The 24102-nt window shown below is 63.3% G+C and carries 23 protein-coding genes; 7 read left to right on the forward strand and 16 right to left on the reverse strand.

Going from position 1 to position 24102, the window contains the following annotated elements; translation table 11 throughout:
- Positions 1-10 precede the first annotated feature (10 nt).
- Complete coding sequence (locus H7C86_RS04770) at positions 11-796, forward strand: oxidoreductase (RefSeq protein ID WP_182261173.1); 786 nt, start codon at positions 11-13, stop codon at positions 794-796.
- Here the strand turns inward: H7C86_RS04770 and H7C86_RS04775 are convergent.
- The 10 genes from H7C86_RS04775 to tkt all read right to left on the reverse strand — a co-directional run bounded on the left by H7C86_RS04775 (position 783) and on the right by tkt (position 10740).
- Entirely contained in the window at positions 783-1295 is a 513-nt protein-coding gene (locus H7C86_RS04775) for a hypothetical protein (protein WP_244891365.1), read from the reverse strand. The two genes, H7C86_RS04770 and H7C86_RS04775, sit on opposite strands and share 14 nt — an antisense overlap.
- A gap of 121 nt (positions 1296-1416) precedes the next feature.
- Positions 1417-1737, reverse strand: a complete 321-nt coding sequence (locus H7C86_RS04780) for a TfoX/Sxy family protein (protein WP_019748395.1) — start codon at positions 1735-1737, stop codon at positions 1417-1419.
- 27 nt (positions 1738-1764) lie between these two features.
- Complete coding sequence (locus tag H7C86_RS04785; protein ID WP_020969592.1) at positions 1765-2487, reverse strand: AAA family ATPase; 723 nt, start codon at positions 2485-2487, stop codon at positions 1765-1767.
- Between the two features lie 32 nt (positions 2488-2519).
- Positions 2520-2864 (reverse strand): iron chaperone, encoded by a 345-nt coding sequence (locus H7C86_RS04790; protein WP_182261175.1) that lies wholly within the window; start codon positions 2862-2864, stop codon positions 2520-2522.
- A 206-nt stretch (positions 2865-3070) separates the two neighbouring features.
- Entirely contained in the window at positions 3071-3994 is a 924-nt protein-coding gene (locus H7C86_RS04795; protein WP_182261176.1) for an SDR family oxidoreductase, read from the reverse strand.
- Positions 3995-4320: 326 nt separating this feature from the next.
- Entirely contained in the window at positions 4321-5058 is a 738-nt protein-coding gene (gene pgl, locus H7C86_RS04800) for a 6-phosphogluconolactonase (protein WP_182261177.1), read from the reverse strand.
- Positions 5051-5959: a glucose-6-phosphate dehydrogenase assembly protein OpcA gene (gene opcA / locus H7C86_RS04805; protein ID WP_019748400.1), complete on the reverse strand. Its 909-nt coding sequence runs from the start codon at positions 5957-5959 to the stop codon at positions 5051-5053. Before opcA ends, pgl begins: the two co-directional genes overlap by 8 nt.
- Complete coding sequence (gene zwf / locus H7C86_RS04810; RefSeq protein WP_020907722.1) at positions 5959-7503, reverse strand: glucose-6-phosphate dehydrogenase; 1545 nt, start codon at positions 7501-7503, stop codon at positions 5959-5961. The genes opcA and zwf overlap by 1 nt, the downstream gene beginning before the upstream one ends.
- 4 nt (positions 7504-7507) lie before the next feature.
- On the reverse strand, positions 7508-8632 hold the full coding sequence (gene tal, locus H7C86_RS04815; protein WP_113683658.1) for a transaldolase: 1125 nt from the start codon (positions 8630-8632) through the stop codon (positions 7508-7510).
- Positions 8633-8637: 5 nt separating this feature from the next.
- The gene (gene tkt, locus H7C86_RS04820) at positions 8638-10740 is read right to left on the reverse strand and encodes a transketolase (RefSeq protein WP_047888340.1); all 2103 of its coding nucleotides are present in this window, start codon (positions 10738-10740) and stop codon (positions 8638-8640) included.
- Between the two features lie 201 nt (positions 10741-10941).
- Between tkt and H7C86_RS04825 the strand changes: the two genes are divergently transcribed.
- Complete coding sequence (locus tag H7C86_RS04825) at positions 10942-11925, forward strand: heme o synthase (RefSeq protein WP_003944994.1); 984 nt, start codon at positions 10942-10944, stop codon at positions 11923-11925.
- 56 nt (positions 11926-11981) lie between these two features.
- On the opposite strand, the gene H7C86_RS04830 is transcribed toward H7C86_RS04825, so the two are convergent.
- On the reverse strand, positions 11982-12947 hold the full coding sequence (locus H7C86_RS04830; protein WP_182261178.1) for a quinone oxidoreductase: 966 nt from the start codon (positions 12945-12947) through the stop codon (positions 11982-11984).
- An 83-nt stretch (positions 12948-13030) separates the two neighbouring features.
- Here H7C86_RS04830 and H7C86_RS04835 point away from each other — a divergent pair, with 83 nt between their 5' ends.
- Positions 13031-13393 (forward strand): hypothetical protein, encoded by a 363-nt coding sequence (locus H7C86_RS04835; RefSeq protein WP_019748406.1) that lies wholly within the window; start codon positions 13031-13033, stop codon positions 13391-13393.
- Positions 13394-13456: 63 nt separating this feature from the next.
- On the opposite strand, the gene H7C86_RS04840 is transcribed toward H7C86_RS04835, so the two are convergent.
- The 5 genes from H7C86_RS04840 to mptB all read right to left on the reverse strand — a co-directional run bounded on the left by H7C86_RS04840 (position 13457) and on the right by mptB (position 19518).
- On the reverse strand, positions 13457-14431 hold the full coding sequence (locus H7C86_RS04840; RefSeq protein WP_175413843.1) for a heme A synthase: 975 nt from the start codon (positions 14429-14431) through the stop codon (positions 13457-13459).
- 101 nt (positions 14432-14532) lie between these two features.
- A complete protein-coding gene (locus tag H7C86_RS04845) occupies positions 14533-15927 on the reverse strand; it encodes a hypothetical protein (RefSeq protein WP_021344236.1) in 1395 nt (464 codons plus the stop codon).
- Between the two features lie 47 nt (positions 15928-15974).
- A complete protein-coding gene (locus H7C86_RS04850) occupies positions 15975-16811 on the reverse strand; it encodes an ABC transporter permease (RefSeq protein ID WP_370333988.1) in 837 nt (278 codons plus the stop codon).
- 14 nt (positions 16812-16825) lie between these two features.
- Positions 16826-17767, reverse strand: a complete 942-nt coding sequence (locus H7C86_RS04855; RefSeq protein WP_007727917.1) for an ABC transporter ATP-binding protein — start codon at positions 17765-17767, stop codon at positions 16826-16828.
- The gene (gene mptB / locus H7C86_RS04860) at positions 17764-19518 is read right to left on the reverse strand and encodes a polyprenol phosphomannose-dependent alpha 1,6 mannosyltransferase MptB (RefSeq protein WP_081329031.1); all 1755 of its coding nucleotides are present in this window, start codon (positions 19516-19518) and stop codon (positions 17764-17766) included. The genes H7C86_RS04855 and mptB overlap by 4 nt, the downstream gene beginning before the upstream one ends.
- 130 nt (positions 19519-19648) lie before the next feature.
- On the opposite strand from mptB, the gene H7C86_RS04865 reads away from it, so the two are divergent.
- The 4 genes from H7C86_RS04865 (at position 19649) to sufC (ending at position 24098) form a co-directional block, all read left to right on the forward strand.
- Positions 19649-20395 carry a metalloregulator ArsR/SmtB family transcription factor gene (locus H7C86_RS04865; protein WP_269455348.1) on the forward strand — a complete coding sequence of 249 codons (747 nt, stop codon included), beginning with the start codon at positions 19649-19651 and terminating at the stop codon, positions 20393-20395.
- A gap of 154 nt (positions 20396-20549) precedes the next feature.
- A complete protein-coding gene (gene sufB / locus H7C86_RS04870) occupies positions 20550-22010 on the forward strand; it encodes a Fe-S cluster assembly protein SufB (protein WP_003944799.1) in 1461 nt (486 codons plus the stop codon).
- Positions 22010-23230 carry a Fe-S cluster assembly protein SufD gene (gene sufD / locus H7C86_RS04875; RefSeq protein WP_020907733.1) on the forward strand — a complete coding sequence of 407 codons (1221 nt, stop codon included), beginning with the start codon at positions 22010-22012 and terminating at the stop codon, positions 23228-23230. Before sufB ends, sufD begins: the two co-directional genes overlap by 1 nt.
- 61 nt (positions 23231-23291) lie before the next feature.
- Complete coding sequence (gene sufC / locus H7C86_RS04880; RefSeq protein ID WP_003944795.1) at positions 23292-24098, forward strand: Fe-S cluster assembly ATPase SufC; 807 nt, start codon at positions 23292-23294, stop codon at positions 24096-24098.
- Positions 24099-24102 lie beyond the last annotated feature (4 nt).

The following is a 24102-nucleotide window of genomic DNA, read 5'->3' on the forward strand; positions in this document are numbered from 1 at the left end:
GGGGACCGCAGTGGATCTGCAATTGGACGGACGAACTGCCGTGGTTACCGGCGCGGGAAAAGGTATCGGGTTGGCGATCACTCGGGCCTTGGTGGCAGAGGGAGTCCACGTCGTCGCGGGCTCGCGGACGCTCTCGCCGGAACTCGAATCGCTGCAGGCCGGCGGCGCCGTCACCTTTGTCGGCGTCGACCTCGCGAGTGTCGAAGGATCTACCCGACTGCTCGAGGTTGCAGCAGCGAGGGGCGGCGTCGACATCTTGGTCAACAACGTCGGCGCCGTCACCCCGCGAACGAGCGGCTTCGCGGCTATCACGGACGAAGAGTGGGCGTCGTCGTTCAATCTGACGTTCTTGTCGGCTGTACGCACTGTTCGCGCTGCGCTGCCGGAGTTGATCCGCAGAGGTGGCGGAAGCATCGTGACGATCAGTTCGGTCAACGCATTCTTGCCTGACCCGACGGTGATCGACTACAGCGCCGCCAAAGCGGCGTTGACCAACTTCTCGAAGTCGTTGTCGAAAGAACTGGGAGGGAAGGGGATCCGCGTCAATACCGTCAGCCCTGGTCCGGTGCAGACGGAGTTGTGGCTCGGCAAGCACGGAGTGGCCTCGACGCTGGCGAAGGCGAATGGTTCAGCCGCCGACGATATCGTCGAAAGTGCGGCCGCCGGCGCCGAGACGGGCCGCTTCACCTTTCCCGAAGAGGTAGCGGACCTGGTGTTGTTCCTCGCCAGCGATCGCGCGGGGAACGTGGCGGGCGCGGATTTCGTGATCGACGGCGGTCTGATCAAGACCTTGTGATCATTGCTGCCTGAAACCTGATCATGTGCGCGACGGTCGACGACGTGATGCACAGGATCACTGCGGACGCGATGACCACCCAGAGTCCCCACCCGATGGACGGTCCGGCGGTGTGCCCTGCGACCTCGGTACTACGTCGCACAATGGACGCGGCGTTTCCGACGGCAACGATCAAGACGGCGATTCCCACCAGCGGTCCCGTGCAGTGATTCTTCATCTCGGGCGTGACGTCCCGAACCATGAGGGTGATCAGCGCGGTTACCGCGCCCAGAGCGAGGACGAGTGTGATCACTCCGCATTCGTCGGTACCACTGTGGTCGAGGGCGGAGGATGACGTCCACGGGCCGAGGCTTCCGGCGACGATCCCGGCGCACGCCCACAGCGATCCGATGAGGCTAGGTCCGAAACGGTCGGGCATGAGGGAGGGAATCGTGCGGGTCGACGGCGGCTGAAACCCGAAGGCGCGTTGGTGATCCGGCTGATTGGGTGTGAACGTCACGCGATGGACCACCTTTCCTCCGCGCCGTCGTGGCGCCCAATCCAATGCTTTTTCGGAGTCTAGGGCCGCCCACTTCACTTTTTGCCGAATCGAGCGAAATTGATCGAACCGGCACTACCAGTCAGTGCACGAAGTCCAGAGCTTCCTTGATCCACGCATTGAACTCGACGTTCGAACTCGTCCCGGTTCGGTCGACGACGATCCATCCCTTGCTCATCGGCTTACCCCGCATCTCGGGCCAACTTGCACCCTTGTGCGTCAGGAGTTCGTCAACTCGATCGGGGTCACACCGAACCATGATGTTGCCGTGTGAGTTCGCACTGGCGGCCAGCTTCCCGTTCACCATGAAGCTCAGCCCACCGAACATCTTTACTTCTTCGACGTCGCTCTCGCCCGAGAGCGCATCGCGGATACGCTCAGCCAGCGCCTTGTCGTATGCCATGGAGGCCTCCTGGGGTGGAGTTCCAGGTTAGATCAGGTGGCGCAGGTACGTCTGCGGGTCGTGAAGGAACCGCTGCCAGTTCGAGACCAGATCGAGGTCCTCCCAGCTCGCGGCTCGGATTCCCCATTCGCCGATCTCGAGCAGATTGGCGTTCGGCAGTGCCGCGATGATCGGCGAGTGCGTCGCGATCACTGCCTGCGCGCCGGATTCCACCAGCTCACCGAGCAGTGCGACCAGCGTCAAGGTCCCTTGGAAGGAGAGTGCGGCATCGGGTTCGTCGATGAGATAGAAGCCGCCGTCGGAGGTCCTCGACGACAAGATCTCGAGCAGCGCCTCACCGTGGGAGAGGTGATGGTAAAGCGGTTCAGGTCGCGTGGGATTGGGGTTGTCCTCCAAATACGTGTACAACCCGTGCAAGGTTTCGTCTCGGAGGTAGTACGCCCACTTCGACGCGCCGGGGCTCCGCTCGACCACAAGGTCGAGGCCGCTCGGTTCACTCGATCTGGTCTGATGTCGCGTATTGGTAGACCCGCCTTCGGCATTGAGACCGAGAACGGCGGCAAGAATTTCGATGACGGTCGACTTCCCCGCTCCGTTTTCGCCGACCAGAATGGTGACACCCGGTGGAAGTTCAAGACCGTCCCGAACGATCTGCGCAACCGCGGGCACCGTCATCGGCCAGCTGCCTACGTCAGCGCCCGACGATGTCCCGGCCTTGATGCGTCGGATGGGTTGTCTCTGCACGGCCATACGCTCTCACAAGGCTCCGACGGGAACTGAGGTTAGTGGCGCTGCGCGAGCAATTCGACGGTTCGAGCCACGAGATCGAGGGGGATCGGTTTGTTCAACGGGAACTTCACGGTTGATTTCGCAGCCCGGTACGGGTCGACGGACTTCTCGAACTCTGCGTCACCTGCCGGGAGTGGGTACATCGAGATGTGGTGTTTCCAGCCTGCGAAGTGAACCAGGTTCTTCCCATTCACCGTCATGGTCGGCATCTGATAGCTGATGGTTTCATCGAGGCCGGGAACAGTGCTGTGGATCGTCTCGCGGATGCTCCCGAGGGATCGCTGCACGTCGGTGGGAAACGACGCGATGTATTCGTCGATCGTCGCGAATTCGGCCATGAGCGGATCCTAATCGCGCTCCGACTCCCACTGGCGGCGACTTGGGGGACAAATGAGACCATTAGGTATGAAAAATCTGGAACCTTGGGAGTTCGCCGGCATGCTCACGCATGTGCACGCCTACCTGACCAACGCAAGGCGCTTTCTGCGGGGGTGGTCTTACCGCGAGGTAGACGGCTCGTCGGAAGACCGTTGACTAGTCACGCTCAGCGTTGGTAATGCCAAAAATCGGGGCGGTTGCCGTCGGTGTCGGTGAACCCGTATGCCGTTCCGAGTTCGCCTGAACTGACCGATCGCTGATTCCATCGCTTCCGATTCGAATCGGCGGCGAGGGCGGCGATCGCACGTCCTGTGAATCTTGGTGACTCGGAGCGGGCAAAATCCGGAGGTGCAGTCGGCCCATCCCGCTCCGGCGACAAAGCGTCACGCCAATTCGATTCACCGACACCAAAATTGTCGAGCATCATCTCCGATCGCAGGAACCCCGGAGTGATGGCGACGGCAGTACAGCCGAACGGGGCAAGTTCGTGGCCTTGTGAAAATGCAAGCCTGTTCACGGACACCTTCGCCAGGTCGTAGAACACCGAGATGCGATAGTTCGATGCGTTGTATTCGGTAGTGCCGTCGGTTATTTCGGCGACCAGTCCGCCTGGCCGATCGATCATCAGCGGCAGGAGGTGGTGCGACGTGGTGATGTGGGTGTCGATCGCCAGGCGCAGAATGTGAAAGCCCTTGTCCAGATCGTGTTCCCATACCGGCGTGTTCCACTCTGCCGGCCCGCCCTTGAGCAGTTCCGCGCCCCAGATGTCATTGACCAAGATGTCGATATGTTGATAGTCGGCGCGCAAGCGTTCGGCGAGATCAGCCACTTGCGTGCTCTTGAGATGATCGACGGCAATCGGCACGCCGACGCCGCCCAGTTCGGTGACAAGCTCTGCCGTCTCCTCGATGGTTTCGCCGCGCGGATAGTCCGACTGAAGTATTCCGGCAGATGTGCTCCGGCCAGTGCAGATGACGGTTGCACCGGCCTCACCCAGGGCTGCGGCGATTCCGCGTCCGGCGCCCCTCGTCGCCCCGGCAACAACAGCCACTCGCCCGCGAAGTGCATCCGGATTCGGTGTCCACGACATTGTTCGATTGTTCTCGCCTGGATTGATTCGTTCAAGAGTGAAAGCGATCTACGGAACCGAACCCTACTTCGCGGCGTCCAAGGTAGTAATCGCTCGAAAGAACGAGACAGGGGGAGAGATGAATCGTTGTGCAGGGCAGAGTGCCCGTTGGAGACAAGGGATCTCGGGATTGAGTTCCGTTCCGTCAAAAGGAAATTCGCATCGGCTCCGGACTCAGCGGGTAGTCATGACTCGCCACTGTGAAAATGTCCTCGATGTACCACCGGGCCGGGAATCGCCTGAAGACGATTCCCGGCCCGGTGTGAAATCAGATCCGTGAAATCAGATCAGAGCTGCGAGGCAGCGTCCGTATCGAGGAACCAACGCGTCGCCACCAAACCGGTGGCGCCGGCGGACGGCCAGTCCTCGGACGAAGCACCTCCGACAGCTTTGGCAACGGCCTCGGCCTTTGCAGCACCCGAGACGAGCAGCCAGACCTCTTTGGCACGCCGAACAGCAGGCAGCGTCAGGGTGATCCGTACCGGTGGCGGCTTGGGGGAGTCCGTCACCGCGACAACGAAACGAGCTTCTTCGCGAACGGCGTCGGTATGCGGGAACAACGAGTTGACGTGTCCTTCTCCACCCATGCCGAGCAGGTGCACGTCGAACGTCGGAACCTGATTGCCGTGTGCCTGAGCGCCCAGCAGTTGTTCGTATGCCGTCGCCGCCCCGTGCGGATCACCGTCGTCGATACCGTCGGATGCGGCCATCGCATGCACCCTGTCGGGATCGACCGGCACATGATCGAGAAGCGCCTCACGCGCCTGGACTTCGTTCCGCTCGGGGTCGCCGGACGGCAGGAACCGCTCGTCGCCCCAGTACAGATCGATCTGCGACCAGTCGATGTCGCCGGGAGCGTCACGCAACTTCTCGAGAAGTGCGATCCCGGTTCCGCCACCCGTCAGCACGATGGATGCGAACCCGCGAGCCTTCTGGGCATCAACGATTGTCGTGACCAGGCGTGCGGCAGCGGCATCGACCAGTTGGCCGGCGTCGGAAAACTTCTCTACGACAACATCACTCATAGGTCACCTTCTCCAAGCCAGCCAGAGCTTCTTCGTAGATCTCGTCCGGATCGAGCCGACGCAATTCCTCGGCGAGGCAATCGCGCGTCTCTCGACGACCGAGCGAGACCAGCGAGTCGGGCTGACCGGTGCGGATCAGGGTTGCGGTCGTACCCTCCTGTGGGCGGCTGATGGAGATGCTGCGAGTCTCCAGCTTCAACTCGACGGTGAGCTCACCCGTACGTCGGATGACCGGACCGTCGATCTTGGCTGCCAACCAACCGGCGAGAATATCCAGTGCCGGTTCGGTTTTGAGACCGGAGACCACCGCTGAGGTGATCTTCTCGTGCGGCGGCTGATCGAGAGCCGACGCGAGCAGTGCGCGCCAGTAGGTGACGCGACTCCAGGCGAGATCGGTGTCACCGGCGGTGTACGACGCGAGTCGTCCCTTGATGGTGGCAGTCGGATCCGGGGCACCGGTGGCGTCGGTGATGCGACGGATCGCAAGCTTTCCGACGGGGTCCTTCGCCGGAATCTCAGGTGCCTCGAGGGGCCACCACGCGACTACCGGTGTGTCGGGGAGCAGGAACGGGATGACGACGCTGCTCTCGTGGTCCGCCAGGGGACCGTAGAGGCGCAGCACCACGACCTCAGAGGCGCCGGCATCCCCACCGACGCGGATCTGAGCATCGAGCCGAGGCTCGCTCTGCTCGTCGCCACGCAGAAGCACGATGACGCGGCAGGGGTGCTCGCGGCTTGCTTCGTTGGCGGCCTCGATTGCGGCCTCGGCGTTCCCGGTGTCCCTGGTGCAGACGACAAGCGTCAGCACACGTCCCAAGGTGACAGCGCCGCCGGTCTTACGTACCTCGACCAGTTTCTTGCTGACCTGGACCGTGGTGGTGGAGGGCAAATCGAGAATCACTAGGGTCGCCTCCATTCGCGTCCGGTGCGTTGCATCATTTCGTCCGCAGACGGTGGTCCCCACGTTCCAGCCTCGTAGGGTTCCGGCTTGCCGCCGGCCGCCCAGTGTTCGAGGACGGGATCGAGGATTTCCCAAGACAATTCGACTTCGGCATTGACGGGGAAGAGAGACGGCTCGCCGAGCAACACGTCGAGGATGAGTCGCTCGTACGCCTCCGGTGACGACTCGGTGAAAGCCTGACCGTACGAGAAGTCCATGTTGACGTCACGGACTTCCATGCTCGATCCGGGAACCTTCGAGCCGAACCGCATGGTGACGCCCTCGTCAGGCTGCACGCGGATCACGAGTGCGTTCTGGCCGAGATCTTCGGTCATGGTCTTGTCGAACGGCAGGTGTGGTGCGCGCTTGAAGACCACTGCGATCTCGGTGACGCGGCGGCCGAGACGCTTGCCCGTGCGCAGGTAGAACGGCACGCCCGCCCAGCGACGGGTGTCGACCTCGAGGGTGATGGCGGCAAAGGTCTCCGTTGTGGAGTCCGCTGCGAAGCCCTCTTCTTCGAGGAGTCCGACCACCGGCAACCCGCCCTGCCAACCACCTTCGTATTGTCCGCGGGCAGTGGTCTCGTCGAGTGGTTCGGCCAGACGCGTTGCCGAAAGAACCTTGATCTTCTCCGCCTGCAGATTGAGCGGTTCGAAGCTGATGGGTTCTTCCATCGCCGTGAACGCGAGCAATTGGAGCAGGTGGTTCTGGATCACGTCACGGGCCGCGCCGATGCCGTCGTAGTACCCGGCACGCCCACCGAGGCCGATGTCCTCGGCCATCGTGATCTGGACGTGGTCGACGTAGTGCGCGTTCCAGATCGGATCGAACAACTGGTTCGCGAAGCGCAGAGCCAGGATGTTCTGGACCGTTTCCTTGCCGAGGTAGTGGTCGATACGGAAGACCGTGTCCTCGGGGAACACCTTGTTGACGACGGCGTTCAGTTCGCGAGCGCTCTCGAGGTCGTGACCGAACGGCTTCTCGATGACAACTCGTCGCCACTGACCGTCCTCGGCCTGCGCGAGGCCCGACGCCGACAGTTGCTCGAGCACCTGAGGAAACGCGTTGGGCGGAATCGCAAGGTAGAACCCGTGATTGCCGCCGATACCACGTTCGTTGTCGAGCGTGGCCAAGGTCTCGGACAGGTTCTGGAAGGCCTCGGCCTCGTCGAAACTGCCCTCCACGAACCGGATACCTTCGGCGAGCCTCTCCCAGACGTCCTGACGGAACTTGGTGCGAGCACCGTCCTTGACTGCTTCGAGGACGACGTTCGCGAAGTCCTCGTCCGTCCATTCACGCCGGGCGAACCCGACCAGAGCGAATCCGGGCGGCAACAGTCCACGGTTGGCGAGGTCGTAGATGGCTGGCATGAGCTTGCGCCTGGCGAGGTCGCCGGTAACACCGAAGATCACCAGGGCGCAGGGCCCCGCAATGTGCGGAAGCCGTTTGTCGGTGCTGTCCCGAAGGGGATTCACCCAATCTGATGCCGCCGCGGAATCGCTCACAGGCTCAGCTCTTCTGGGTTGCTGCGCGAAGCTGCTCGGCAGTTGCGTCGAGCAACTCGTTCCAGGACACCTCGAACTTGTCGACGCCCTCGGTCTCGAGGACCTTGAACACGTCCGCAAGATCGATGCCGACAGCTGCGAGCTGATCGAAGACGACCTGCGAGTCCTGAGCGGTGCCCGAAATCGTGTCGCCCGTGATCTCACCATGGTCGGCGAGAGCGTCGAGCGTCTTCTCCGGCATGGTGTTGACCGTGTTGGGCGCAACCAGCTCGGTGACGTAGAGCGTGTCCGGGTAATCCGGGTTCTTCACGCCGGTCGACGCCCACAGCGGGCGCTGAGCCTTGGCGCCATCGGCCAGGAGAGCCTGGAAGCGCGGCTGCACCTCGAAGATCTGCTGGTACGCGTTGTACGCCAGACGAGCGTTTGCGAGTGCAGCCTTGCCGCGAAGCTGGAGAGCTTCCGGCGTGCCGATCGCCGTGAGGCGGTTGTCGATCTCGGAATCCACACGGGAGACGAAGAACGAGGCGACCGACTCGATGGACGAGATGTCGCGGCCGGCAGCCTTGGCGGTGTCCAGACCGTCGAGGTACGCGCCCATGACAGCTTCGTAGCGCTCGACCGAGAAGATCAAAGTGACGTTGACGCTGATGCCTTCACCGATCACCTTGGCGATGGCGGGGATACCGGCCAGCGTTGCGGGGATCTTGATGAGGACATTCGGGCGGTCGACGATCTTGTGCAGCTCGATCGCCTGCGCGACAGTCGCGTCGGTGTCGTGCGCCAGACGAGGATCGACCTCGATGGACACGCGGCCGTCGACGCCGTTCGATGCCTCGAACTGCGGGGCCAGGATGTCGCACGCAGCGCGCACGTCGTCGGTGGTGACGGCCGTGATGGTGGCGTCGACATCGGCGCCGCGCTCGGCCAACTCGCGAACCTGAGCGTCGTAGTCGGAGCCCTTGGACAGTGCCGCCTGGAAGATCGACGGGTTGGTCGTGACACCCACGATCGACTTCGTGTCGATGAGGTTTTGCAGGTTGCCGGACTGGATGCGATCTCGCGAGAGGTCGTCAAGCCAGATGGAAACGCCTGCAGCGGAGAGCTTTTCGGTATTCACGTTCTGTGTCATCGAGATCATCCCTTCACAGATGCGAGGGAGCGCTGCGCGGCTTCGACAGTCGCGTCGGCGGTGATGCCGAACTCCCGGTACAAGGTCTTGTAATCGGCGGAAGCGCCGTAATGCTCGAGCGAGACGGCCTGGCCGGCGTCGCCGAGGATGCGCCACCACGGCATTGCGATACCGGCTTCGACGGACACGCGTGCGCGGACGGCGGGCGGAATGACCTCGTCGCGGTACGCCTGATCCTGCTCGAGGAACCAGTCGAGGCACGGCACGGAAACGACGCGGGTTGCGACGCCCTGAGCTTCGAGGGTCTCGCGAGCCTCGGTGGCCAGATGCAGTTCGGAACCGGTCGCAAGCAAGATGACCTCGGGCGAACCGTTGGCAGCGTCGACGAGGACGTAAGCGCCGCGCTTGACGCCTTCGGCAGCCTTCTCCTTGGTGCCTTCGAGAACCGGGATGTCCTGGCGGGTGAGCGCCAGAGCCGTCGGGCCCGTCTTGTTCTCGAGTGCTGCCTGCCATGCGAACGAGGTCTCGTTGGCGTCACCCGGGCGGACGACGGCGAGGTTCGGGATCGCACGAAGAGCAGCGAGGTGCTCGACCGGCTGGTGAGTCGGGCCGTCTTCGCCGAGACCGATCGAGTCGTGGGTCCAGACGTAGGTGACGGCAGTCTTCATCAGTGCAGCCAGGCGAACCGCCGGACGCATGTAGTCGGAGAAGACCATGAAGGTTCCGCCGTACGGACGGGTGGGCCCGTGCAGCGCGATGCCGTTGAGGATCGAGCCCATCGCGTGCTCACGGATACCGAAGTGGAGCGTGCGGCCGTAAGGCTGCGCAGTCCAGTCGCTGGTGGAGATGGAGAAGGGGCCGAACGAATCTGCGCCCTTGATGGTGGTGTTGTTGCTGCCGGCGAGGTCGGCGGAACCGCCCCACAGCTCGGGCAGGATCGGTCCGAGCGCGTTGAGAGCCGAACCGGAGGCCTTGCGAGTCGCAACGCCCTTGGCGTCGGCCTCGTAGGTCGGGAGAGCGTCGGCCCAGCCGGCGGGGAACTCACCGGCGAACAGGCGGTCGAAGAGTTCCTTGCGCTCGGACTCACGTGCGGCCCACGCGTCGAACTCGACCTGCCATGCCTTGTGTGCGTCGGCTCCGCGCGAGACGACCTCACGGGCGTGAGCCAGAGCGTCGGCGTCGACGTCGAAGGACTTGCTCGGATCGAACCCGAGGGCTTCCTTGACCGCGGCGACTTCGTCGGCACCGAGTGCGGAGCCGTGAACGTCGCCGGTGTTCATCTTCTTCGGCGCCGGGAAACCGATGATGGTGCGGAGCAAGATGATGGACGGACGATCGACGACGGCCTTGGCAGCGGCAACCGCGTCGAGGATGCCGGAGACGTTCTCGCCGCCCTCGACGTGCTGAACGTGCCAGCCGTACGCCTCGTAGCGCTTTCCGACATCTTCGCCGAGAGCGATGGCGGTGTCGTGCTCAATGGAGATCTTGTTGTCGTCGTAGAAGACGATCAGGTTGCCCAGTTCCTGGACACCCGCGAGAGACGACGCCTCGGAGGTGACGCCTTCCTCGATGTCACCGTCGGACGCGATCACGTAGATGTGATGGTCGAAGGGGGAGGAGCCGACCGGGGTCTCCGGATCGAACAGCCCGCGCTCACGACGCGCAGCCATGGCCATGCCGACTGCGGACGCAAGGCCCTGGCCGAGCGGACCGGTGGTCATCTCGACGCCGACGGTGTGGCCGACCTCGGGGTGACCGGGGGTCAGTGCGCCCCATGTGCGGAGAGCTTCGAGGTCAGCAAGCTCGAGACCGTAGCCCGACAGGTAGAGCTGGGTGTACAGCGTCAAGGACGAATGGCCACAGGAAAGAACGAAGCGGTCACGGCCGACCCATTCTGCATCCGAAGGATCGTGGCGCATGATGCGCTGAAAGAGGGTGTATGCCAACGGCGCCAAGCTCATTGCAGTTCCGGGATGGCCGTTGCCGACCTTCTGAACCGCGTCGGCGGCGAGCACGCGGGCGGTATCGACAGCCTTGGTGTCCAGGTCGGTCCAGTCCGAGGGGTGGACGGGTTGCGTGAGGACGTGGATCTCGTCTGTGATCGACACTGGCAGATGTCTCCTGACATGGTGTACGTGGATTGCGAGGGTGGGGTGTCCCTCCACTGCGTAACCCAGCCTAATGGTCCTGGCTGTCCGGGTCGATTCGGTTCCTCAATGGCTGCGGTCTACCATCGTTCGTAGTAGAGGACAGTGTCAGCAGTGTGTCGTGAACAGTTAGTGCGGTAACGCGTGGTGCAAGGAGAGAACGTGCGGACAGGGCAACAGCCGAGCGGACATGGCTTCGGCAGCCCAGGTGCCGCCCCGCGGGCGACCAATACCGATACGGTGTGGGGACGCGCAACGGGCAAGGTTCTGGCTTATATCGCGCTCACGAAGCCGCGAGTTATCGAATTGCTGTTGGTGGCAACCATTCCGGCAATGCTGCTGGCAGATCGCGGAACGGTCGACATCGTTCTGATCCTCAGCACCCTCTTCGGTGGCTGGATGGGCGCAGCGAGCGCGAACTCGCTCAACTGCGTCGTCGACGCCGACATCGACAAGGTCATGAAGCGCACCGCGAAGCGTCCGTTGGCCCGCGAGGCGGTGCCGACCCGTAACGCACTCGTCTTCGGACTTCTTCTCGGACTCGCGTCGTTCCTGTGGCTGTGGTGGCGAGCCAACCTCCTGGCCGGCATCCTCGTCGTGATCACGATCGCGTTCTACGTCCTCATCTACACGATGGTTCTCAAGCGTCGCACCTGGCAGAACGTCATCTGGGGTGGCGCAGCCGGATGTATGCCCGTCCTCGTAGGCTGGGCCGCTGTCACCGGGTCGCTGAGCTGGCAGCCCGTCGTGCTGTTCCTGATCATCTTCTTCTGGACGCCGCCGCACACCTGGGCGCTCGCGATGCGATACAAAGAGGACTACAAGGCGGCAGGTGTTCCCATGCTTCCGGTGATCGCCACCGAGGAGCACGTCACCAAGCAGATCCTGTTCTACAGCTGGGCGATGGTCGTCACGACGCTTGTCCTCGTCCCCGCGTCGGGCGTCATCTACGCCGCCATCACCATCGTCGCCGGTGCGTGGTTCCTGCTCATGGCTCATCAGCTGTACCGCAGCGTTCGCGGCGGTGCTCAGGTCAAGCCGCTGCGCCTGTTCCTGCAATCGAACAACTATCTTGCGATCGTTTTCGTCGGCCTCGCTGTCGACTCGGTTCTCGGACTCCAGACGATCAGCGACATGCTCAGCTGATTCTGCTGTGCGCCTTTATTAACCGCGGGCGGTTAATAAAGGCGCACAGCACTTCGCTAGGGAATCAGAACGATCGACCCGGTCGTTGCTCTACCTTCCAGATCCCGATGGGCTGTTGCCGCGTCGGCGAGGGGATACTCGGCGCCGACGCGAATATCGAGATTCCCGGCCGCAATGGCGTCGAAGACATCGCCGGCACGCCAGGTCAGTTCCTCACGAGTGCGAATGTGATGCGCGAGCGTCGGACGCGTCAGGAACAGCGAACCCGATGAATTGAGCCGCTGCGGATCGACGGGCGGAACCGGGCCACTGGCCGCACCGAACAACGCGACAGTGCCGCGAATACGGACGGAAGCCAGGCTCGAATCAAAAGTTGTCGCGCCGACGCCGTCGTATGCCGCTGCGACTCCTTCGCCGCCGGTCAACTCCCGGACTCGCGCTGCGATGTCCTCGTCGTACCGCAGGACCTCCGAGGCACCGGCGCCGCGCGAGAGTTCGTCCTTCGCATCCGACGACACAGTCGTGATGACCCTCGCCCCGAGGCTGACGGCCATCTGCGTCAGGATCAACCCGACGCCGCCCGCGCCTGCGTGCACGAGCACGGTGTCGCCGCTCTGGATCGGATACGTCGACTTAGCGAGGTAGTGCGCCGTCATCCCCTGCAGGAGCGCCGACGCTGCGGCCGATGCCGGGACACCGTCAGGCACTTTCACGGCGACTGCGGCGGGAACAGCCACCTTCTCGGCGTAGCTGCCCGTGGCGGCCGCCCACGCGACACGGTCACCAACGGCGAATTCGGTGACGTCGGAACCGACAGCTTCGACGACGCCGCTGCCCTCGTCGCCGGGAATATAGGGGAGCGGGCGCTTGTACTGGCCCATTCGGAAATACGTGTCGATGAAATTGATGCCGATCGCTTCGGTCCTGACGAGTAGATCGCCTGGGCCGGGTGTCGGTTCGGGTTGTTCGGTCAGAGTCAGAACCTCTGGTCCGCCGGTCTCGGTCACGTAGATGGCTCGCATGGTTTCTGTTCTACACCCGAGACGGCCGACGCTCAGTCCATGCCTGGTGTCGCTTCCGGGCTACCGACCAGTATTGTCGAGTCATGAGCACCGATACCGAGAAGTCGGACGCCACCCCGTCCGCGCCGGAACTGCCGAAGTCCACGGTGAACGCCATCACCAAGTTCGTCGCCGAGCACGGCGGCTCCGCCAGCGCCGTCATTCAGCCGGTCGGCCTGGCCGGCGTTCGCATCACTCTCGTGGGTGCCGACGGCATCCTCGGTGATCAGGTCGTCGAGGACCTCGCCACGGCCAATGCCGTCGTTGCGTCCTTCGACACCGTCACCGTTGCCGAGTGGGAGCGTGAGCTGACGAGCATCGTCACCCCCCAGGAAGGTCACTTCAAGAAGATGGCCGGTTGGGTCGCCAACCAGACTCGGTTCCCGAAAGCACGCAACGAAGCCTGAAATGACGTGTGGGGCGTAGGAACACTTCTTGGTGTTCCTACGCCCCACACGTGTCTTGAAGCGTCAGAGAGCCGGTATCGGCGAATCGGTCGGCGTGTACTGGCGGGTCTTACCCGCAGCCCAAACTGCTGCGGTCGCAGCCGTGCACAGTCCCGCACCGGCGACGTGCATGATCACCAGAACCTCCGGCACATCGGTGAAGTACTGCACGACCCCGATGAGCGCTTGGGCGAGGATCAGTCCGAGCAGGACCTTCAGACGGATCTTCACGGCCGCAGATGTCCCGACCGCATATAGACCGAATGTCAGACCCACGACCAGCGCGAGATATCCGACCAGCAGCTGTGAGTGCAGATGAACAAGCGTCACGATCTCGACCTCCAGGCGCGGAACCGTGCGCTCCAGGCCCTTGTCGCCCGCGTGGGGACCTGCACCCGTCACGAGAGTTCCGGCGACCAATACGCCGGCGAGCGCGACACCGGACAGCGCGGTAAGCCAGCGCAGCGGCTTCGGCATCACGACCAGAGTTGTTGCCTCGTCGGGTTCCGCGATCTTCGCGTACATCACCGTGGCAACCCAGACCATCAGCATCGACGCAACCAAGTGAATGGCGACCGTCCACCACAGGAGACCTGTGAGGACGGTGATACCGCCGATCACTGCCTGAACGACAGTGCCGAGCGGCATCATCCAGGCGTAGACAAGCACCTCTTTGCGGCGGCGAGCGCGAGTCACCGCGAGCACGATTGCGGCAGCGACGATGACGACCAGGAACGTGAGTAGGCGGTTGCCGAACTCGACGGCTTGGTGAATCACCGCGACCTGTCCGTGGCCGACCGGGACGAAGCTACCGGGGAAGCACTGCGGCCACGTCGGGCAACCGAGTCCCGAGTCCGTCACGCGCACCACCGCGCCGGTGACAGCGATGCCGCCCTGCGTCAGGATCACGATGAAAGCGATGATTTTCTGCGTTTTCAGCGAGGGGAGAGGTAGTCGATCCACCAAGCGTAAAAATCCGGCATACACACGATTCACCACGCCAACGATCGTAGTTCCCCATCAACTACACAGTGTCGTTGGGGGCAGGCGTTGAAGCAGGCGCGAAGCGAGCTGCCCCGCGTCGTCGGGACCAGCTCGCGTCAGTTCGCGCGAACGCGCACGATTCCTGAGATCGTTCCCTGGAAGTACTCGCCCGACTCGGTGATGAGTGCCGACATCTGCAGGGTGTCGTTGAGGATCGTCGACGGCAGGGGAGTCGAACCGATCTGTGACCCGTCCTTCGAGTCGATCACCGCGAACGAGTACCCGTCGAGCGGAGAGGTGCTCGGATTACCGTCCCGCGTGACGGTGTAGATCGAGCCGTCCGCCGTCGAGAGGTGCGGTACCGCGGAGCTACGAATCGTGTTGTCCCACACGACATGGCAGCCGACCGGATCGATGTCGACCCGGGTCATTCCGCCGTTGAAGGGTGCCGTGGCGGGGACCGCTGGACCGGCACCTTCAGGAGTCGTGGGGTACGGGTATCCGTAAGTGCCGGCCACGTAGACCGAATGACCGATGCCGACGGGGGAGTTCTCGCTGCCACTCGGTGAGCCGTCCTTGCTGGCCGCGGACAACACCGGCTGCGTGCACACCTCGGCGCCCGTGTCAGCGCGATAGACGTGCAAGCTCACTGTCGGGTGGGCGTTGTCGACGATGGTCAAGAAATCGCTGCCCGTCGACGGGCCGAAATATGTCGGCGTCGATCCGGTTCCCCAGCTGAGCTGACCCGGATTGCGGGCCGGCCCGCGGTCGTACGGCTGACGCCAGTCGATGACGACTTCGTCGCCACTTCGCTTCAGTTGGTAAAGCGCGTGGGTCGTTGCGACGGCAGTGCCCGTCGGGGAGGTGGAGATGCTGTTCTGCACCTGCTCACCCTCGGGGAGCGCAATGCTGTGCGCGATTCGATCCGCGCCGACGTACCCGACGGTGCCGTGCCCCGTGGCGAACCAGACATTGCCGTCCCAATCCGGAGCGAGGCCGGTGACGTTGTCGTCGGCGGCAACCGCACCACTGAGATCGATGACATCCGCGAGTTCCAGCCGCCAACTGCCGTCCGGATTCTGCGCATGGGAAATGCGGACCAGTTGACGGTTTCCGTCGACGGCTACGAGACGGTTCTCGTTGTCGAGGTAGGCGTAGACGCCGCCGAGCAGGCTGCCCTTCGCGAGCGGCAGTTGCGCGACCGACCGTCCCAAGGGTGTGGCGTCGGCCTTCGGATCGATCAAATGGATGGTCGGGATCTGGCCGATCATCGTCGTGCAGAGCGAGACGATCATGCCGTCGGACCCCTGGAGGACCGTCGGGCAGGCGGCCATCATCGGGAAAGCTGTCACCTCGTGTGGGCCGGTTCCTGGACCAGGCAGCGGCGTGACGTCGGACGAGCCCGCGTCACCGTGCATGGTGGAAGTACCGACGGGACCGAGGTGCGGATTTGCAGGTGCGAGTGGACCGGACACCGAAGGGGTCGCCGTTGCGGGTCCGGCACACAACATCACTGTTGCGGCCACACAGCCGACGATCTGAGCTGTCCGTCGTGTACTCACGTGAACTTGAACCACCTTGCTGCGCAGACTCCGGCCACTGCGGCCCAGACGAGAAGTACGAGAATCGAGAACCAGTCCATCGAGGTGTCGAGGGCCGCTTCGAGTGCGTGTGCCAGTGCGCCGGACGGAACAATGCGCACCAGCGTGTGAACAGCGGTCGGGAGTTCACCGCTGGCGAAGACCACACTGCCGATGCCCACCATGATGAACCACAGGACGTTGGCGAGCGCGAGAACGATTTCTGCTCGCAAAGTACCGCCGAGCAGGAGGCCAAGCGCGGCAAATGTGACAGTACCGATGGCAATGACCACTGCGCCGAGTACAAGTTCGACGAACGACGGACGCCACCCCAACGCCAAACCGATAGCGCCGAGCAACAGCGACTGCAGCGCCACGACGATGATGACGGCAGCGCTCTTGCCTGCGATGATTCCCCACCGCGGTAGCGGAGTTGCACCGAGTCGTTTGAGCGCGCCGTATCGGCGATCGAATCCGACGGCGATGGCCTGTCCGGTGAACGCCGTCGACATCACGGCAACCATCATGACACCAGGGAGCACGGTATCGACCCGAGAATCGCCCAAATCGCCGATCGGAAGTAGACACAGTCCGATGAGCAGGGTGATCGGGATGAACATGGTGAGCAGCAATTGCTCACCGTTGCGGAGCAGAAGTGTCAGCTCCAGTTTGGTCTGCGCCGCCAGCATCTTGGCCGCCGAATTGGGGCGGGGATCCGGCGAGAAGGTGCCTGGCTCGAAGCGGTTCTCGGCGAGCCGTCGGTCTCTGGCAACGCTGATGGGACTGCTCTGGCCGTTCGACGCTGTTTCGTTCATGACCTTGATCTCCGTCATCCCCTCAGTTCCCGGCCCGTCAATTCGAGGAAGACGTCTTCCAGACTCCGTTGATCGACGCGAATGTCGTTGATCAGCACGTCCTGATCGGCACACCACGTCGCAACTGTTGCCACGGTTGCCGGATCGATTGCACCTTCGACGACGTAGGTGCCTGGGTTGGATTCCTCGATGCGGAACCCGGCGAGTGAACCGGCCAGCGAATCGAGGCTCAAACCGGGAACCGTCGTCAGACGGAGTTGTCCTTCGGCGCCCTTGCTGGTGACCTCGGCCGGCGTTCCCGATGCGACGATCTTGCCGTGGTCGATGATGACCAGTTCGTCGGCGAGTGCTTCGGCCTCGTCCATGAGATGTGTGGTGAGCAGGACGCTCACGCCGTCGCGTCGCAGAGCGTCGATGAGTTCCCACACGAGCAGGCGCGCCTGAGCGTCGAGCCCAGCGGTGGGTTCGTCCAGAAATACCAATTCGGGGCGGCCGACCAGCGCGCACGCCAGTGACAGTCGTTGCTGCTGGCCTCCGGAGAGACGGCGGTACGGGGTCTTGCGCGCATCGGTGAGGCCGAGTTTGGAAAGGAGCCAGGCGGGATCGAGCGGGTCGGCCGAGTATGCGGCCACGAGGTCGAGCATTTCCCCGGCCTTGGACCCGGGGTACGCGCCGCCGCCCTGCAGCATGACGCCGATTCGCGAGCGGACTTCACCGGAGTCGGCGATGGGGTCGAGACCGAGCACTCGAACCGTGCCGGCATCGGGGGTGACAAACCCTTCGCACATCTCGACGGTGGTTGTCTTACCGGCTCCGTTGGGGCCGAGCAGGGCAACGACCTGGGCCGTCTCGACAGTGAGATCGATACCGTCGACGGCTCGAACACCGTCGAAGGACTTGACGACACCCTGGATCTGTACCGCCGGCGTCGACGATCTGGAGGCTCTCGAGGTCACGGGGAATCAGCGTAAGCCCCCGCCGAGTTGTCTTCGTCTACCGGTCCGCCTTTCGTGATCTCCGCTACTGGCTTGTCGCTACGCCAGGGGAGTGAATTGCGGGTGAAGACGATGAGCGTTCCGGCGGTGAGGATGGTCGCGATGACGGCCTGCACGATCATGAACGGAAGGTATTCGGCGCCGTTGGACATCAACATGACGCTGACGATCGAGGTGAAGACGACGGCAGGGATGCGGAAAATCGGTGCGGTGGCCCACGCGGCCAACGGAAGGATCGCCCACAGCAGGTACCACGGCTGAACAACGGGGAACAGGAGAACGATCGCTCCGAGTGCGATGCCGAGTCCACCGACCGGGTGTATGCGGCCCATGTACACCGAGATCATCATCCGTGCGGTGACGAGCATGGCGACGAGAGTCGCGATGGGCCGCGTGATCGTGAGGATCGCCGTCGTATGATCGCCGAGTCCGAGCAGTACACCGGCCAATCCCGTGCCGACGCCCAGGAGCGTCGGGATGGACATCCAACTCCGGACTGCGGTGGCGGTGTCGAGGGTGTTGATCCAACCCATACCGAGCCCACTGGCCACGCTGATGACAAACGTGACGACAGCGGCAACGACGCCCAGGAGGATCGCGGCTCCCGCCAGGGCTTTCCAGGTTCCACCCCAACGCCGAGCCAAGGCCATGCCGACAAATCCCAAGGCAAGCAAGGACGGAATTTTGACGGTCGACGACAATGCGATCAAACCTGATCCCGCAACGAGATAGAACAGCGCTCGCCCACGGATCGGCCCGGACCCTTCGACTGCGCGGAGGGCGATCTCGATTCCGGCGAGCATCAACCCGAGCATGAGCGCTTCGTTGTGGATGCCGGCCACCAAGTGGAAGAGCAACAGCGGGTTCGCGGCACCGAGCCAGAGCGAACTGACGGCAGAGACACCGCATCGCTTTGCCAGTCGAGGTATCGCCCACACGATGAGCGCGACGCCGGCCAATGCGAGCAAGCGGTGCAAGAAGATTCCGGCCACGATGTTGTCGCCGGTCAGTGAGCTGATCCCGCGTCCCAGCCACAGGAAGAACGGACCGTACGGAGCCGGGGTGTCGCGCCAGATCGTCGGAACCGTGCGGGTGAGAACGTGGTCGACACCCAGTGCCGCCTTGGGGCCGATGGCGTACGGATCGAGTCCACGGGCCGCGATTTCGCTTTGTGCCAGATACGAGTAGACGTCGCGGCTGAACATCGGCGGTGCGACCGAGAGCGGCAGGATCCACAGCAGGAGTGTGCGGTCCAACTGGGAACGGGTCATGCGCCGCGGTGCGCCGGAACGGCTGCGTATGTCCCCGACTGCAAATCGGCCCATCATCAGCCAGGCGAGAACGACGAGCACGGTTCCGGTCATCGTCATGGTGAGTGAGACCGTCGGCATACGTCCGGGAAGGCTGAGGACTCGAAGTCCTGCGGTCGGATTCTGCAGGACGGGTTGTGCGCCGGCGCCGAGCGCTCCGACTGCCATCAAGACCGCGCCGGTCGCGCCGAATCGGCGGATCCCTCGCAGTTGTGCGGTTTCCTTCGCGTTCAGGCCCGGGCGCTCGTCCTCGTCGCCGTGCAGCACCGCGGCCATACTCTGCCGGGGAGCGGATCCGAAAGGTCGAACGCCGATTGTGGAAAGCGCGAGTGCCTTGGGTTTTTCCAGCAGGATCGCGCGCGCCGATCGCGCGGTCGTCGTCTTCTCGGGGGTCTGCGGCACACCAGGCAGCGTAGCGGCTCCATCCAGCCGGACAGACAAGCACAAACAACGTACGTTGTCCGGATATTCCCGAATGTAATGCAGGTTGCCCTTAGTAGACCTGCGAAAAGAATTCCGTCACACTTGTGTTGTGAAAAGAAATGCGTCAGACCCACGAAGCAAGGAAGTTGCAGGTCAGCCCACTGTAGCGGCCTCGCCGAGTGCTGCCGCAAATCCGGTTACGGTGAGCGTCGAAGGTCAGACGCGGGCGGCAGTGGTCAAGCTGCTACTCGAAGAAGGCCCCATTACCGCCTCCGAAATCGGCACACGCCTCGGTTTGAGTGCCGCAGGTGTCCGACGTCACTTGGATGCGTTGATCGAGTCGGGCGAAGCCCGTACCGCTTCGGCGTCGTCGCTGCGTCAGCGCGGACGAGGTCGTCCCGCCAAGCAGTTCCAGATCACCGCGACCGGTCGCGGCCGCCTCGGCCACACCTACGACGATCTGGCGGGAGCCGCGATGCGGCAACTCCGTGAAATCGGCGGAGACGCGGCAATCGAGGAGTTCGCCAAGCGTCGGGTCCAGGCGATCGTCGGAGACGTCGAACCGGCTGATCCGACAGATGTCGACAACGTCGAGGCGACAGCGGACGCAATCGCCGAAGCCTTCAATGCGGTGGGGTTCGCAGCGTCGACCCGGCCGGTCGGCAACGGCGTGCAGATCTGCCAACACCATTGCCCGGTTTCCCATGTGGCAGAAGAGTTTCCGGAACTGTGCGAGGCAGAGCAGCAAGCATTCCGGCAATTGCTCGGGACTCATGTCCAGCGTCTGGCGACCATCGCCAACGGTGACTGCGCCTGCACGACGCACGTGCCCCTCGTGTCCACCGGGAGTAGATGACCGGACCAGAGTGTTCTACAGAGCGTTGCCACGTGCAGCGTTCGAATAGAGATTTTTCAGCTAGTTCTTCAAAGTCAGAACTGCTCGACCACAGCGACCAGCCCTCGCTGAACCCGAGCAGCCGTCAAGAAACAAGACTCCGGAAGGAGCTCGCATGACCGTCACATCAGACCAGGCGACTACCACTGCGGCAGCAGGCACCGAGCCGCTCACGCAGGAAGAGACCATCGCGTCCCTCGGTCATTACGGCTACGGCTGGTCCGATTCCGACGAAGCCGGAGCCAGCGCGCAGCGCGGGTTGTCCGAGGCTGTCGTGCGGGACATCTCCGCCAAGAAGAGCGAGCCCGAGTGGATGCTCGACATCCGTCTCAAGGCGCTGCGCACCTTCGACAAGAAGCCGATGCCGAACTGGGGCAGCGACCTCGAAGGTATTCACTTCGACAACATCAAGTACTTCGTCCGGTCCAGCGAGAAGCAGGCCGAGTCGTGGGAAGACCTGCCCGAGGACATCAAGAACACGTACGACAAGCTCGGCATCCCCGAGGCGGAGAAGCAGCGCCTCGTTGCCGGCGTCGCAGCTCAGTACGAGTCCGAGGTCGTCTACCACTCGATCCGTGAGGACCTCGAGGAGCAGGGCGTCATCTTCCTCGACACGGACACCGGTCTCAAGCAGCACCCGGAGCTGTTCAAGGAGTACTTCGGATCGGTCATCCCTGCCGGCGACAACAAGTTCTCCGCGCTGAACACCGCCGTGTGGTCCGGTGGCTCGTTCATCTACGTTCCGCCGGGAGTCCACGTGGACATCCCGTTGCAGGCGTACTTCCGCATCAACACCGAGAACATGGGTCAGTTCGAGCGCACCCTGATCATCGTCGACGAAGATGCCTCCGTGCACTACGTCGAGGGTTGCACCGCGCCGATCTACAAGTCCGATTCACTGCACTCGGCCGTCGTCGAGATCATCGTGAAGAAGGGCGGCCACTGCCGCTACACGACCATCCAGAACTGGTCCAACAACGTCTACAACCTGGTGACCAAGCGCACCAAGGTCGAGGCAGGCGGATCCATGGAGTGGGTCGACGGCAACATCGGCTCCAAGGTCACCATGAAGTACCCGGCCGTGTGGCTGATGGGCGAGTACGCCCGCGGTGAGGTTCTCTCCGTTGCGTTCTCCGGCGAGGGCCAGCACCAGGACACCGGCGCCAAGATGCTCCACCTCGCGCCGCACACGTCCTCGACCATCATCAGCAAGTCTGTCGCCCGTGGTGGTGGACGTGCGTCGTACCGCGGTCTGGTGCAGGTCAACAAGGGTGCCCACGGCTCCAAGTCGACCGTCAAGTGTGACGCTCTGCTGGTCGACCAGATCAGCCGAAGCGACACCTACCCGTACGTCGACATCCGCGAGGACGACGTCACCATGGGTCACGAGGCCACCGTCTCCAAGGTCAGTGACGATCAGCTCTTCTACCTGATGAGCCGCGGACTGACCGAGGACGAGGCGATGGCCACCATCGTGCGTGGATTCGTCGAGCCCATCGCGAAGGAACTCCCGATGGAGTACGCGCTCGAGCTCAACCGCCTTATCGAACTTCAGATGGAAGGGGCTGTGGGTTAGTGACCACGCCAGAGACCGGAGTCATCGGAGCTGTTGCCGGGGAGAACCCGACCGCTCCTGTAAAGGGTGCAGCCACAGGCTCACCTATCACGAACAAGGGCGAGCAGTTCTCCTCGTTCGACGTCAATGCATTCGAGGTTCCCGGCGGACGTGACGAGATCTGGCGGTTCACCCCGCTGCGTCGTCTCCGGGGACTGCATGACGGCAGCGCCGTCGCCAACGGACAGGTCACCGTCGAGGTCGACGGGGGAAGCGACATCACCGTCGAGACCGTCGGCCGTGACGACGCGCGTCTGGGCAAAGCCGGCGTTCCCGCTGATCGCATTGCAGCGCAGGCGTATTCGAGCTTCGAGACTGCAACGGTCATCTCGGTGGGCGCCGAGGTCGAGGTCGAGAAGCCAGTCGTGGTCACCATGACCGGCCCCGGAGTCGACAACGTCGCCTACGGACACACCCAGATTCACCTGGCACAGTTCGCCAAGGCGACGTTCGTGATCGACCAGCGCGGCAGCGGAACCTTCGCGGAGAACATCGAATTCGTTCTCGGTGACAGTTCGCAGCTGACCGTGGTGGCCATCCAGGACTGGGCGGACGACGCAGTTCACGTGACGTCACACCACGCTCGCCTGAACCGCGACGCAGTGCTTCGATACACCTCGATCAGCCTGGGCGGCGACCTGGTTCGCCTGTCCGCCACCGTCAAGTACGACGGACCGGGCGGCGACGCCGAACTGCTCGGCCTGTACTTCGCCGACGCCGGCCAGCATCTGGAACAGCGTCTGCTGGTCGATCATTCGCAGCCCAACTGCAAGTCCAACGTGGTCTACAAGGGTGCGCTTCAGGGCGATCCCGGATCCGGCAAGCCCGACGCGCACACCGTGTGGATCGGCGACGTTCTCATCCGCGCCGCAGCGGAGGGCACCGACACGTTCGAGCTCAACCGCAACCTGGTGCTGACCGACGGCGCCCGCGCCGACTCGGTTCCGAACCTCGAAATCGAGACCGGTGAGATCGTCGGAGCCGGCCACGCAAGTGCAACGGGACGTTTCGACGACGAGCAGCTGTTCTACCTGCGTGCTCGTGGTATCCCGGAGGATCAGGCTCGTCGTCTGGTCGTACGTGGGTTCTTCCACGAAATCATCAACAAGATCGCTGTTCCCGAGGTGCGCGATCGCCTCGAAGCCGCAGTCGAAGCCGAACTCGCAGCCGTCGGCTCCTGACCGCCCCGCCTGCGACACCACCCCGTCGCTACGCTCGCCCGCCTCATCTTGAAGGAATTTCATGTCTACCAGTGACAACACCACCACCTCGGTCCTCGAGGTTCGTGACCTGCACGTCGAGGTCGCCAACTCCGATGCCAACGCCGAGCCCATCCAGATCCTCAAGGGCGTCGACCTGACGGTCCGCTCGGGGGAGACCCACGCGATCATGGGCCCCAACGGCTCCGGCAAGTCGACTCTGTCGTACGCCATCGCCGGTCACCCCAAGTACCAGGTCACGTCCGGCTCCATCACCCTCAACGGTGAAGACGTCCTCGCAATGAGCGTCGACGAGCGTGCACGTGCCGGGCTCTTCCTGGCGATGCAGTACCCCGTCGAGGTTCCCGGCGTTTCCATGTCCAACTTCCTGCGCACCGCCGCCACGGCCGTGCGAGGCGAGGCTCCCAAGCTGCGCCACTGGGTCAAGGAAGTCAAGGAAGCCCTCAGCGAGCTCGAGATCGATCCCTCGTTCATCGAGCGCTCGGTCAACGAAGGCTTCTCCGGTGGTGAGAAGAAGCGCCACGAGATCCTGCAGTTGGGCATGCTCAAGCCGAAGATCGCGATCCTCGACGAGACCGACTCCGGCCTCGACGTCGACGCTCTGCGCACCGTCTCCGAAGGCGTCAACCGCTACAAGGAGCGCGAGAACGGCGGTGTTCTGCTGATCACGCACTACACGCGCATTCTGCGCTACATCAACCCCGACTTCGTTCACGTGTTCGTCGGTGGCCGCATCGTCGAGTCCGGTGGACCGGAGCTGGCCGACGAGCTCGAGACCAACGGCTACGTTCGTTTCACCGCGGACACCGCAGCTACCCAGGGAGCGTAATCAC

It is taken from the genome of Rhodococcus sp. UFZ-B548, assembly GCF_903819475.1.
Taxonomy (GTDB): domain Bacteria; phylum Actinomycetota; class Actinomycetes; order Mycobacteriales; family Mycobacteriaceae; genus Rhodococcus_F; species Rhodococcus_F erythropolis.